The sequence below is a fragment of the Paenibacillus sp. JJ-223 genome, from assembly GCF_927798175.1.
Lineage (GTDB): Bacteria > Bacillota > Bacilli > Paenibacillales > Paenibacillaceae > Paenibacillus > Paenibacillus hubeiensis.
On sequence record NZ_CAKMMP010000001.1, the window covers coordinates 471,091 to 483,438 of the forward strand.

The 12,348-nt window shown below is 45.3% G+C and carries 11 protein-coding genes; 9 read left to right on the top strand and 2 right to left on the bottom strand.

Annotation, left to right across the window (positions count from 1 at the left end; genetic code table 11):
* Nucleotides 1–156: 156 nt before the first annotated feature.
* The gene (locus tag L6H98_RS01985) at nucleotides 157–1,173 is read right to left on the bottom strand and encodes an alpha/beta hydrolase (RefSeq protein WP_236412946.1); all 1,017 of its coding nucleotides are present in this window, start codon (nucleotides 1,171–1,173) and stop codon (nucleotides 157–159) included.
* A 104-nt stretch (nucleotides 1,174–1,277) separates the two neighbouring features.
* Here L6H98_RS01985 and L6H98_RS01990 point away from each other — a divergent pair, with 104 nt between their 5' ends.
* From L6H98_RS01990 to L6H98_RS02030, 9 genes are all read left to right on the top strand, one after another.
* Nucleotides 1,278–1,871 (top strand): TetR/AcrR family transcriptional regulator, encoded by a 594-nt coding sequence (locus L6H98_RS01990; RefSeq protein ID WP_236412486.1) that lies wholly within the window; start codon nucleotides 1,278–1,280, stop codon nucleotides 1,869–1,871.
* Nucleotides 1,872–2,187: 316 nt separating this feature from the next.
* Complete coding sequence (locus L6H98_RS01995) at nucleotides 2,188–2,880, top strand: response regulator transcription factor (RefSeq protein ID WP_236412488.1); 693 nt, start codon at nucleotides 2,188–2,190, stop codon at nucleotides 2,878–2,880.
* Between the two features lie 5 nt (nucleotides 2,881–2,885).
* Complete coding sequence (locus tag L6H98_RS02000) at nucleotides 2,886–4,349, top strand: HAMP domain-containing sensor histidine kinase (RefSeq protein ID WP_236412490.1); 1,464 nt, start codon at nucleotides 2,886–2,888, stop codon at nucleotides 4,347–4,349.
* Nucleotides 4,342–5,487, top strand: a complete 1,146-nt coding sequence (locus L6H98_RS02005) for a WD40 repeat domain-containing protein (RefSeq protein ID WP_236412492.1) — start codon at nucleotides 4,342–4,344, stop codon at nucleotides 5,485–5,487. Before L6H98_RS02000 ends, L6H98_RS02005 begins: the two co-directional genes overlap by 8 nt.
* A 176-nt stretch (nucleotides 5,488–5,663) precedes the next feature.
* Nucleotides 5,664–7,496 carry an acyltransferase family protein gene (locus tag L6H98_RS02010; RefSeq protein ID WP_236412494.1) on the top strand — a complete coding sequence of 611 codons (1,833 nt, stop codon included), beginning with the start codon at nucleotides 5,664–5,666 and terminating at the stop codon, nucleotides 7,494–7,496.
* A 36-nt stretch (nucleotides 7,497–7,532) separates the two neighbouring features.
* Nucleotides 7,533–8,222 (top strand): hypothetical protein, encoded by a 690-nt coding sequence (locus L6H98_RS02015; protein ID WP_236412496.1) that lies wholly within the window; start codon nucleotides 7,533–7,535, stop codon nucleotides 8,220–8,222.
* Nucleotides 8,223–8,262: 40 nt separating this feature from the next.
* Nucleotides 8,263–9,288, top strand: a complete 1,026-nt coding sequence (locus tag L6H98_RS02020) for an LCP family protein (RefSeq protein ID WP_236412498.1) — start codon at nucleotides 8,263–8,265, stop codon at nucleotides 9,286–9,288.
* Nucleotides 9,285–9,431 carry a hypothetical protein gene (locus tag L6H98_RS02025; protein WP_236412500.1) on the top strand — a complete coding sequence of 49 codons (147 nt, stop codon included), beginning with the start codon at nucleotides 9,285–9,287 and terminating at the stop codon, nucleotides 9,429–9,431. Before L6H98_RS02020 ends, L6H98_RS02025 begins: the two co-directional genes overlap by 4 nt.
* A gap of 124 nt (nucleotides 9,432–9,555) precedes the next feature.
* Nucleotides 9,556–10,719 carry an alpha/beta fold hydrolase gene (locus tag L6H98_RS02030; protein WP_236412502.1) on the top strand — a complete coding sequence of 388 codons (1,164 nt, stop codon included), beginning with the start codon at nucleotides 9,556–9,558 and terminating at the stop codon, nucleotides 10,717–10,719.
* Between the two features lie 448 nt (nucleotides 10,720–11,167).
* Here L6H98_RS02030 and L6H98_RS02035 read toward each other — a convergent pair whose 3' ends face one another.
* Nucleotides 11,168–12,280 carry a hypothetical protein gene (locus tag L6H98_RS02035; RefSeq protein ID WP_236412947.1) on the bottom strand — a complete coding sequence of 371 codons (1,113 nt, stop codon included), beginning with the start codon at nucleotides 12,278–12,280 and terminating at the stop codon, nucleotides 11,168–11,170.
* Between the last annotated feature and the right edge of the window lie 68 nt (nucleotides 12,281–12,348).

Sequence of the window (12,348 nt, forward strand, 5' to 3'; positions counted from 1 at the left end):
GCTCAGATTGGGCCCAGGAAAAGATCCGAACCCAACGAGAAATATTCGTATGAAATAGATGCTCGAACCTAAAGGACGCCGTCAGGCGTTTTTTTTGTAAGGACAGTCTCTGCTAAAATGTTCTGCGGCACAGGACGATGTTTCAATCCGTCTCGTTCAGTCTATATTCGAGACCAAGTCAAGAATGGTCTTCACAACCAACTCCGGTTCATCATGAATCACCATATGACCACTCTGTTCGGCAATGATCAACTTGCTGTCACTGGACAGATTCATCATGTTACGCTGACCTGCTTGCCAGATCGCTTCAAGCTGGTGCCCAACTTCAGTTGAAATTCCCGCCTGGGCATAGTTCTGGGGTAGACCGCGCGCAATGACCCGAACAGGAATGGACCCGAGTTTCTGCCCGCGAATGGCATCTTCTGTCGTATATGCGAGGTTGCCTTCTTCTTCTTTGGCACGGAAAAAGGAAGGCGTTGCAATCACGTTAATAAATGCATCCCGATCTTGCTCTGCAACCAATCCTTCCAGCATGAAGTCCGGAAATAGACGAAAGCTTCCGGATAACTTCAACAAGGATAACAATGAGGCAGGTGGGTTGCCTTTGAAATGATCCTGTTGGAGTAAAGCTTTCGTATTCCGTTCATCATCCTCAGGGCGGGCATCAATTAAGACAAGGCCCTGTACTTCGTTGGAGTACATCTGCGTAAATAGTCTGGCATACATGCCCCCCAAGGAGTGACCTACCATGACATAGGGTCCATCAATGCCTTCATTCTGAAGCGCCAGATGTAACTCTTGGACAATGTTGGCTCCTGTACGCTCTGTGGGCGCGGCCTCGCTCCAGGCGTAACCTGCACGATCGTAGGTCAACACAGTTGCATGTCTAGCAAGCTCCGAGGGAATGTCTCTCCATGATAAACTGGTTTCACCGCTACCGGCTTCCATAATTATGGTAGGTGATCCGTTTCCCTGTTTATGAATATGAAGTTTGTAGCCTCCTGCTTCAACCAGCTTTCCTGGAGGAGGAAAATCATCTTTGGCTTGAGAAGAGGCATACCATTCATAGAGAAACCCTGCCCCGATAACCACCAGAACCGAACAGAAAAATAGGAGTGCGAATTTTAATACTCGAAACTTGCGCTTTGGTCTGCTTTGAATACTTGTGCCCATCATCCACGAATTCCTTTCTTGTTGTGCGTTTTTATAGTACATTGTACTAAAAAGGATTATAGCACAGTGTACTATAAAAGAGAAGCTTGGTGTATAATAGGACTATGCCAAAAATCGTAGATCATGAAAAACAACGAAAAATGGTTGCCGCTGCTGCCATCCGCGTCATCCGGGACCACGGGCTGGAGCATGCCACCGTTCGGAATATCGCGAAGGAAGCGGGTCTATCCGTAGGTTCAATGAGGCATTATTTTGCCACACAGGCTGAGCTGTTTGCCTTTTGCATGAATCTTTTTGCTGACCGGGTGCAGCAGAGAGTGGAGGCATTGCAGATGAATGGATCTGTACTGCAGAACATGAAAAATCTGCTCTTGCAATTTCTGCCGTTGGACGAGGACAGGAAAATAGAAATGGAGGTCTGGTTTTCTTTTACAGCCAAAGTGCTTGTTTACCCCGAATTAAAAAAATTAAGTGACCAGATGCATCAGGGGATGTATATGTCAGCCCAATATGTGATCCAGGAGCTGCAAACGCAGGGCTTGACCGATCCGGATATGGATGCCGGTGTCGAGACAGAGAAGCTGTATGCACTGATCGATGGACTCGCCATTCATATGTTAATGCAGCCTGAAAGGCTTACAGCTGAGCGAGTGGAGCAAGTCATTGAACAGCATTTGAACATGCTCTGTCAGGGGTAACGGAATCAAAAGAAGAAGGGGGATTTCGTGAAGTTGATGCAAATTGTTATGCTATTGGCGGAGAAATGTTTAGCGATCAATCAAAACAGGGAGAACGTTAATATGTGTACGAGAGACGAGTCAATCTTAAATTGATTCGTCTTTTTCTTTTATCATGATCTAACTTCCATCCAAAAGAAGTTTGACTATTTCACAGTACTCATGATCGTAACTCTTCGATTTAACGAGAATTGATTATTTCTGCACAACTCGTTAACATAAGAAACAATGTCAGTGTTACATCTGACATAAGTACCTAGAAGAGACGGAGATTATAATGAAGAATGCGAAAATCCTAATCATTGAAGATGATGCCCCCATTGCGGACCTGCTCTCGTACGGACTCTCATTGGAGGGCTACCAGACACTTATCGCATCAAATGGAGCCGATGGAATAAGCGAAATTCAGTCCTTTCAGCCTGATCTGCTGCTCCTGGACTGGATGCTTCCAGACCAGAGCGGGCTGGATATATGCAAAAAGGTTACCGCCGAGTATAACATCCCCATCTTCATGATAACGGCCAAATCCGATATAACGGATAAAGTGCTTGGACTAGAGTTCGGCGCAGATGATTATATCACCAAGCCATTTGACCTCCGCGAAGTCATTGCCCGGATTAGAACTATACTTCGCCGTTTGGAGCAATCCAATCACAGGCAACAGAACGATTCGCAACCGGATATCATCCGTATTGATCATATTGAGATTCGGTCCGAAGAACGGCTTGTAAACAAAAACGGTCAACCGGTTGAATTAACGCCAAAGGAATATGATTTGCTTATGACGCTGGTGAGGAATCCAGGGAGAACATTTAGCAGATCTGAATTGCTTGATGTTGTCTGGGGCTATCATTTTGCAGGTGATACTCGGACGGTAGATACGCATATCCAGCGACTTCGCAAAAAGCTGGATGCAACAGATCATATTGCAACGGTATTCGGAATCGGATACAAGTTCAAAAGCAGGTGATTAACATGCGTAAAATCAGCATCAAATTTCTTCTCGGATTCCTGTTGATTTTCTCCTTTTCATTTCTAGTATTGAGCCAAACGGTGAAGGAGATCATTCATACAAGCAACCAAAATCTGATCACAACCGAACTCGTTGGACTCAAAAATAATAGCAATGTTTATGTTCGTCAAACCTTTCTGATCAACCATTTTTCGAGTAACGAGCTATATTTTGGGGAAATGGCTGAGGAACTCGGCATTAATTTGAATCATGCCACTGGAAATAGTGTCGGCGTATATACCCTTGACGGAGAGATGTTATTTGCCTCGGACAAGTCTTTATTTTCACAGCCGCAGAGAACGGATCTGCAAGAAGCGATCGATGGAAAAACTGCGTATAACATCAATTATGACGATGACAAAACAACGGTTCTGTTCTCTTACCCCGTCGTGATCGATGGATCAAAAGTAGGGATTCTACGTTTCTACAAGGACTTTAGCCAGCTGTATCAGCAAAGCAGTCGAATTCTGGATACTACGCTCTATATCACACTTGCTATTTTTGCAGTTACTTTTTTATTTTCTTTCATTCTGTCAAGACACATTACTCTTCCACTTGGGAAACTGGCCCGTGCCTCGTCCGAAGTGAAGAATGGCAATCTGGACGTTCGCATCCGGTTCAAACGAAAGGATGAGATCGGACGGCTTGCCGAAAATTTTAATGACATGATTGATCAGATCGGCCTGCAAATGAACATTATCCGAAAAGATCGGGATCAACTCAAGGATCTTCATGAGCAGGAAAAGCGTTTCTTTGATAATGTTACCCATGAACTCAAAACACCTTTAACTTCCATATTGGGCTATGCAGAATTGATCAAGGCGAATGGAGAGAGGGATCGCACCTTTTTTGAAAAAGGCATGAACCACATCATCGAAGAGAGCAAACGTCTTCATAAGATGGTGCTCAAGCTGCTTGAAGTCTCGCGTCGTCATGCAACCAACCATGAACTCGACCGCATTGAAGTCGGAGCCGTTCTAGGAGATGTATGCGAATCCATGTCCATACGTGCACAACGCTACAAAAAAAGCATATCTGTAGACATGGAGACCGAATTATACATGCTCGCCCAGGAGGAACGAATTCGGCAACTCTTTATTAACCTGCTGGATAATGCTATTAAATACAGTTTGGACTTCTCCGAGATAACGGTAAAAGGGCTTCGTACGGACGGGAAAGTCCGTTTTATCATTGACAATCCAAGTGATCCCATTGATGCGGAGCAGCTTTCCAAGCTGTTCGAACCTTTCTACTTCGCTCATTCCAAAGATCCAGAAGAGGGCAGCGTGGGGCTCGGATTAAGTATCGTCAAATCCATTGTCGATGAACTGGAGGGTACCATTTCTGTCGTCAGTCAAGATTACCATACTGCAGTTACGGTAGAGTTTAACCATGTATCCGTAGAGGAGGGGAACAATCATGGCTAAGAAATATGGTGGGTTTGGTTTAAGCGTGATTGTTCTGCTTGTCCTTCTGTTAATAGGTTGTGGCGCCCGCTTTCCAAACGAAACCATCATCATATCAGGGAACGAGGCAAACGAACAAACACATCAAGACTTAAGTCCCGTTCAGGTCAAAAAAATTTACCGCCTTCCGGAAGAAAAAGTGGATAAAGGGTACTGGTTGGGCTGGTCAACAATCGACACGCTATTGGGTTCATTCAAAAGTACAGGTTTCCCTGAGCGTTTCATGTTGAAACAATTGACTCTCCCTTTTGAACAAAGTAAAGACATTATGCAGAACGATGTGGACCACTCTCTAATGTCACTGTCGCCGGACGGTAGGCATGTCGCCGATGTACGTATAAACAAAACGACAATCACGACTGTTTTCATTTCTGCCAGTGACGGAAAAGAAAAAGAGGTCGACACATTTAACCCCAAAGGTCAGAGTTACCTGCAAAATATGTCCTGGTCTGACAACAGCCAAATGATAGGTTATCTGGTTCTGGACGCTGCTGAAAGCGAAAAGAACAGTCTGCGGGTGTATGATACGAAGACCAAGGCATCCAAATCCTACACATTAAACGAGTTCAATTCGGATGATACACTTCTTGATGTCCAGGTATCCAATGATGGCCGCAGTGCCTTGATTAAGCTGCTTGATACCCGTCAATCGGGCAGGCCCACCATCGCGCTTGGCAAATTGATCGATGGGCATTTTGAGACAAAGTACAAGCGTCAAATTGCTGATAAACCAATGATCTGGATTGGCGACGATCAGTTTGCTTTTTTGGGTAGAGATGATACGTTGTACGAATACGATCAGCGGAACGGTGAGCTTTCCGTTATTCTGGAGAGAGTATCTACATTTGAATTTTCACCGGACAAAAAATTTATTGCATATACGTTGCAAGATGAAGATGCTGTTTATGTGGGGAAAATGCAAGGCAGAAATGTGCTTTATAACGAGCCCGTTTACCGTGGTATATTGCCGTTGAATATGAAATGGAGTCTGGACAATACAAGTTTGTTCATACAAGGGCCTAAAACCTTTGTGAATCCGAAAAGCATACCCAATGATGATTCCACAGAGGAGCCGGCATTTATCATCGAATTTGAATAGCACTTCGTTAAAACACCCTTGATACGGATTACATTCCATTTCAAGGGTGTTTTCGTTGTCAATAACGATGTCCCTGTTGTGACAACTTGTTTACATCTTGATCAAACTTTGGCGACATCCGCTGTTTATATTGATTAAAGAGATTTAGCCCCAATACAGACAAGGAATGAAGCACAATGCGTGGGAAATTGAATCAACCGATGAAGCGTTATATGCCTGGAATGGATGGTTTACGAGCCATTTCCGTACTGGCTGTCATCGCTTACCATTTGGACTTGAAGTGGGCCCAGGGAGGATTACTGGGAGTAGGTATATTTTTCGTCCTGTCCGGTTACCTGATTACGGATCAGCTTCTAATGGAGTGGAAAGTGAATCATGACGTATCGATTTGGAACTTTTGGCTGCGAAGGTTTCGCAGATTGCTGCCTGCGATGTTAAGTATGCTCTTGCTGGTTGCATTGTGGTTGTTGGCTGCAGATCCTGCGAGACTCCTGTTACTGCAAGGAGACTTTATCTCTTCTGTTTTCTATGTGAATAACTGGTATCTCATCTTTCACGAAGTTTCGTATTTTGAAAGCTTCGGCCCAGCTTCGCCCATTGGACATCTCTGGTCTCTTTCCATTGAGGAACAGTTTTACGTCGTTTGGCCGATCGTACTGCTCATCTTTCTAAGGTTTGCGCCTCGGCGCGGAAAGTTGCTTTCATGCATGTTGGTGCTGGCTCTTGTATCTGCGATGGCCATGGCTCTAATGTATGTGCCGGGAACAGACCCAAGCAGAGTGTATTACGGAACAGACACCAGAGCGTTTGCCATACTGATCGGTGCGGCCTTAGCGGTTGCATGGCCAAGCTGGAAGTTGGGGAAGGAGATTTCACCCGGGGCACGGAGATCGCTTGATGTCACTGGTGCATGTGCACTGTTCATCCTGATCATGTGTATTCTTCGCACGAATGAGTATGAAGATTCGCTGTATCAGTATGGATTTCTCCTTCTCTCTCTGGTTACGGCAGTATTGATCTCTGTCTTGGCGCATCCGGCTAGTCGTCTAGGCCGCGCTTTGGGATGCCGGTCACTGACCTGGCTTGGCAAGCGTTCTTACAGCCTCTACATATGGCATTATCCCGTGATTATTTTGATGCAACCCGATGGGGCGAGTAGTGAAGGGCTTGGATTTGCGCCGTTGATGCTGCGTCTCGGCCTGATCCTATTGCTGTCCGTATTTTCGTACACGTTCATCGAAGAACCGATTCGCAGGGGACATTTTCGCGCGAAATGGCGTGATATCCGGCGTCATCAACGTTTTAAACCCATGGTCGGCATAAGTCTGACGTTGATTGCGTTCTTTATCGCCCTATCCTGGATAACCAGCGGTTCGAAGGATCAGCCTGAATTCGCCCAAGCCGTGAGCATTCCCGAAACACTGCAAAAAGATGAACAGGAGATCCCTGACCAGCAACAGCCATCGATCAATGACAATCAGCCGATCACTGCTGACATGCCCCAAACAAGTCATGAAGATGCTGCCGGTTCGTCTAATTCAGGAAAAGGCATCACACTAATCGGGGATTCGATCACACTGGATGTGGATTCCTACATGAAAGAGATGCTTCCGGGCATTGTGGTGGACGGAAAGGTCGGCAGGCAGATGACGCATGCTCAAGAGGTCGTGGATCAGCTGCAAGCAGAAGGAGAACTGGGGGACCAGATCATTATTGAACTGGGGAGCAACGGGATTTTTAATCAAAGCAAACTAAGAAAGCTAATAGATACGCTGCAAGACAAGCAGCTTTATCTGGTAACTACTCGGGTGCCCAGAGCTTGGCAGGATCCTGTGAATGATGCTTTGAAAGAAGTTGCACGTGATTATTCCAATGTAAACATTATCGATTGGTATGCAGCCAGTGAGGAAAAAAGTGGACTGTTTACTCCTGATGGGATTCATCTCACTTCCGAAGGAGCTCAATATTACGCTTCTTTACTCGTCCAACATGTCAAGCAAAACGCGTAGCATCCATTTTTATGGATAAGAAAGGTGGAATATACGATGAAAAAAAGAAAAACGTGGATGTACTGGGGGCTTGTCCTCCTCATCTCCATCCTTGGGTATCTTGCTTTTCATAACCAGGCTTCTTCCAAAGGTGAACTAGAAAAAGCGGATCGCCGATCTTTTGAAACATTCGAGAATAGTTCAAGCCTGACCCCATCTGAAGTAAAGGAAGACATGAGCTCCCTAAAGGCAGACATAGCTGAATCTTCGTCCATCGATGGGCAAGGAGTTACCGTCATTGGAGACTCCGTCATGGTTGGCGTTGAGCCTTACCTGAAAGAGAAGCTTCCGAAAGTCACCGTTGATGGAAAGGTCGGCAGACAGATGTCCCAGGCCGGAAAATTAATTCAACAATTAAGTGCGGAGGGGAAGTTGGGAGACCGCATCATTATTGAGCTTGGCACGAACGGCCCCTTTTCCAAAGATCAACTGCGCAATTTGCTTACATCATTATCGGAAGCCAAACAGGTTTTGGTCGTGACAACCCGGGTTCCAAAAAGATGGCAGGATACAGTGAACGCCAACATTAAGGATGTTGTAAATGAATTTGATAATGCGAGAGTGGTGGATTGGTACGCAGCGAGCGAAGGCAAAGACGAGTTCTTCTACAAAGACGGCGTTCATCTGAAGCCGGATGGCAGCAGATTCTATGCTTCGCTTCTCGTTCAAGGATTACAGGAACATTGAGTGCTTTGTCTATTGAGTACCAAGAAAAGGAGTGTCCGCCATGGCGTTCAAAAAGAAAAAATTTACAGCGGTAATAAGCATCATGATTTTAGCAGCAGTTGTCGCTTTCGGGCTTTATTATTCCTTATCCATATACAGAGGGTTAGAGGGGTTGAAAAAAACGTCGGAGGATTCTCCCTTTGCCCAAGTGATGGCGAGCGAGGAGAACGTCGCAGAACCTCCAAAATGGGCTGGCGAGGAACCTGTTAATATTTTGCTGATGGGCGTAGATGCACGCGGCAACAAGAAAAACGGGATTCCGAGATCTGACAGCATGATGGTTGTTTCCCTCGACCCTGTTAAAAAACGTATTCATGTGTTTTCCATTCTTCGGGATACCTATACTGATATTCCGGAGCATGGGAAGAACCGCATTAACACAGCGGTCACCCATGGACCTAAAACGGCAATGCGCGCCGTAAGCGAGCTGCTTGGTATACCGGTCCAATTTTACGTATACACAGACTTCCAAGGCTTTATCAAACTCGTGGATGCAGTCGGTGGCGTCGATTTCTATGTGGAGAAGGATATGACTTATGAAAGTAAAGCTGATCATCATGAGTACGATATCAACCTGAAGGAAGGGGAGCAGCATCTTGACGGGAAGACAGCACTTCAATATGTTCGTTTCCGCCATGATGCCCTATCGGATTATTCCCGAACGAAGCGGCAGCGCGATTTTGCCAATGCCATCGTCGAAAAAATGAAAAGCACAACATCCATCATGAAGCTTCCATCGATCCTCCAAGAAGTCAGTCCGTATATCGACACGAATTTGTCGGTAAATGATATGTGGCAGCTGGCATCGGTTGGTTACAAGAGCAAAATGGAGGCAAGTGAGCAAATCCCGCCGATGAAGCTGCTTAAAGAAACCTATGTCGGAAGAGCAGCTGTACTTGGCGTAACAAACGACAATGAACTGAAGGATTACGTTCGGAACATACTTGAAGCCGATGAGTTCGAGACTACAGAAACCGGTAATTCACCGCTTGATCATGAACGGGAGAGTGGGGAGGTTGGAGAATGAAAAAGAGAAAATCCATCTTCAATGCGCTTTCGGCGGAGAGTCAGGTACAGGGAACAACGGCAGAGCTTCATGATCTGGACCGTGTTGAATCCTGGGCAGGAGACGAAATCCGTGAATCGGCAGCCGCTGAGGGAGGGACATGACATTACGTCAATTAAGCTAAACTAGTTGATATCATGGGAAATTTGAGCGGCGTTATTCAGTTTATAATATAATGGCAATAAGTGGGTTGAAAGCGAGTTTATTTGTTAAAGGAGATGTTGAACGATGTGCAGCCATGTTGTAGAACGTGATTTTAGTTGTAAAAGGGACAGGTTAACGATTCGCGGTACAGAATTTCTACCGAAGGGAAATAGCCTTCCAGCCGTTATTGTTAGTCATGGATTTGGTGGGAATTCCAACGATTTAGGTGAATGCTGCAGAACTTTTGCATCATGGGGTTACGCATCCTATAGTTTTGATTTTTGTGGAGGTTCTGCTCATGGAGAAGGAAGAAGTGACGGGGCATCAACAGATATGACGGTGCTGACTGAATGTGAGGATTTAATGGCGGTGATGGATTATGTTAAAGGATTACCTTACATTGATCAGAATCGTCTGACGTTAATCGGCTTCAGTCAGGGAGGGTTTGTATCAGCATTGACAGCAGCTCAGCGCGCACATGAAGTAGAATCGTTAATTCTGCTTTATCCAGCATTTTGTATCCCCGATGATGCTCGTAAAGGTGCTTTAGCCAGCTCTTCATATGATGTCGAACATGTTCCGGAAGTTATTGATTGCGGGAGGATGTCCATTAGCAAGAGCTTCCATGAAACAGTGGTTAATATGAATCCGTTCGAAGAGATCATTCCGTATAACGGACCGGTGCTGCTTATCCATGGTACTGCGGATGAAATCGTACATTATAGTTATTCTATTAAAGCCCAAGAATCGTATGCGCCAGGTCAATGTCACTTGCAACTGGTCAGAGGAGCCGGACATCAATTTACGGAGAAACAAACAAGCAGTTCGATGATATCCATTCAGCAATTTTTACTGGGCAGGAAAGAAGTTTTGACAATCGATGTTCAGATTACGGGCAGCGAGGTACGTATGGAAGAAGGTGCTGGAAGACAAACTGCAGTTTATTTCACAGGAGAAAGCGAGAGTCCGTACTTCAAAGGTTTAATTTTACCAGGAGCAGTAGATATTCAGGATCACTTGGAAGATAAATTAGTCCATGTTCGAGCGGTGTATACCTTGGAGGGTACAGATTATCATGGCGAATCATGTCAACTGCACATTGTTAACCAGTCTGTAAATGGGGCTTTAAAGCCAACAGTAAATACAGATAGCAGAGCTCTTTCTTTTCTTAATCATGCGGATTTGACCGCTTCTCTTGAGGGATTTCAAGATGGGCTAACCGTGCGTATTTTCTCCAATGTGGAGTGAATCAATGTAACGTATTTTGTTGAATGAAGGGAGTCTCTTAAAGTTCTTTTCAACTTGAGAGGAAGTGTCGGGGGACAAGAACATATGCCCATTGAAAGTCGCTATTTTAGCGGCTTTTTTATTTTATCGGTACAAGTTCTCGTCCCGAAAGTCGCTATCTTGTGATATGATGATTTAAGGTTTTTTGTTGTAATGTCGAGGGACAAGTACATTGTCCCATTGAAAGTCGCTATTTTAGCGGCTTTTTTGTTTTATCGGTACAAGTTCTTGTCCCGAGCCAAGAAAAGGAAGTTACATATATTCATTATCGTTGCTTATTTCTGATCTTACCTATATTTCTCTGTATTTCTCTGTGAACCTAGAACATATCTTGTTCTAGGTTATTCAATGAGTATCCCACCCGTGGGTGGGCTGCTCATTGAAGATGTATAATTGCGGATTAGATTTTTCATTTGGATGCTGGTGCTGGACCGATGGAACTGAATCTTTGGTCGAATCGTCGCATCATTAACTCGAGTGGACCAGTAGGCTTAAGAGCAATAATAGAGCCCACCACCAGTGTGATTACAACTACGATTAGATCACCAAGCGGAAATTCACCTAAACCATAATCGATTCCCAGGAGGGTCAACACCCAAACAACGATGAACTGAGCGGCGTACATCGTAAGGGCGACACGACCAACTGCTGCAAAAGGGCTTAAAATGACGCTTATTTTACTCGGGATCAGGAACGCAAGTCCTATGGCCAGAAATGCAATTCCGAGCCCGATTAACGTCTGGAACGTTGACGCGGTATGCGGTGCTGTCTGGAGAAGCATGTGCCAGAGCGGTGGATTTACATTAAAAGGCCAAATGGCATATTCGTCAACTGGAACGAAATTCGTACCTTGAACACGAACGATCCACGATTCAAAAGATGTTCTTAGATCAGGAAGGACATAAGCTTCCAGCATCTTACCAATGACAAGCATGACGAAACCGCTTATGGCAAGCGAGACTGCAATTCGCTTATTGGTTAGATTGAATCGCGCAATCGCCATTCCTGCTACAAAAGCAGGAGAAAGTGCGAGAGCAGACATCGGCCCCCCGGCAATATCTTGAAGCAGATCTGCTCCATTGAAGTAACTCAACCCCAGAAGCATAAGTGGCGGTGCCAACACCAGTAAACCTAAAGCAGTGTAAACCAATACACGAGTTGAGCGGTGAATGAGCACTAATCCAAGCACGAACATGGCAGCGTAAGCAGGCAGGATGATGCCGTATGGGGTATTCAGCAGGATTAGGAGGTAGCCGATCACATCCACAAATACAGCCCGCGCTAGCATTCTTGACCGAAAAACGGTTGCATCCGTTCCGCGCTCCTTCATCCGCTGAGCCATAAGCGAATACGAAATACCTCCGCAAAGAACAAATAATAGCGTCGTATTGCCTGCAACGATAGCATTTCTTTCATTCAAAGCAAAGTGCTGTAAAAACATGCCGATCACGGCTAGACCCCTTACAGCATCTAGAGCCATAAGTCGTCCGGACCCACGTGGGTTACCTCGCTTATGCGACAAATCCGCGTTATTTTGCTGAGAATTGGGGGCACCAGGGTCAACTTCCACGCCTTGATGCCTTATCTCAT

Coding starts and splice junctions, on each gene's coding strand:
- L6H98_RS01985 (WP_236412946.1), bottom strand. CDS start 1,173: ATGGGCACAAGTATTCAAAGCAGACCAAAGCGCAAGTTTCGAGTATTA.
- L6H98_RS01990 (WP_236412486.1), top strand. CDS start 1,278: ATGCCAAAAATCGTAGATCATGAAAAACAACGAAAAATGGTTGCCGCT.
- L6H98_RS01995 (WP_236412488.1), top strand. CDS start 2,188: ATGAAGAATGCGAAAATCCTAATCATTGAAGATGATGCCCCCATTGCG.
- L6H98_RS02000 (WP_236412490.1), top strand. CDS start 2,886: ATGCGTAAAATCAGCATCAAATTTCTTCTCGGATTCCTGTTGATTTTC.
- L6H98_RS02005 (WP_236412492.1), top strand. CDS start 4,342: ATGGCTAAGAAATATGGTGGGTTTGGTTTAAGCGTGATTGTTCTGCTT.
- L6H98_RS02010 (WP_236412494.1), top strand. CDS start 5,664: ATGCGTGGGAAATTGAATCAACCGATGAAGCGTTATATGCCTGGAATG.
- L6H98_RS02015 (WP_236412496.1), top strand. CDS start 7,533: ATGAAAAAAAGAAAAACGTGGATGTACTGGGGGCTTGTCCTCCTCATC.
- L6H98_RS02020 (WP_236412498.1), top strand. CDS start 8,263: ATGGCGTTCAAAAAGAAAAAATTTACAGCGGTAATAAGCATCATGATT.
- L6H98_RS02025 (WP_236412500.1), top strand. CDS start 9,285: ATGAAAAAGAGAAAATCCATCTTCAATGCGCTTTCGGCGGAGAGTCAG.
- L6H98_RS02030 (WP_236412502.1), top strand. CDS start 9,556: ATGTGCAGCCATGTTGTAGAACGTGATTTTAGTTGTAAAAGGGACAGG.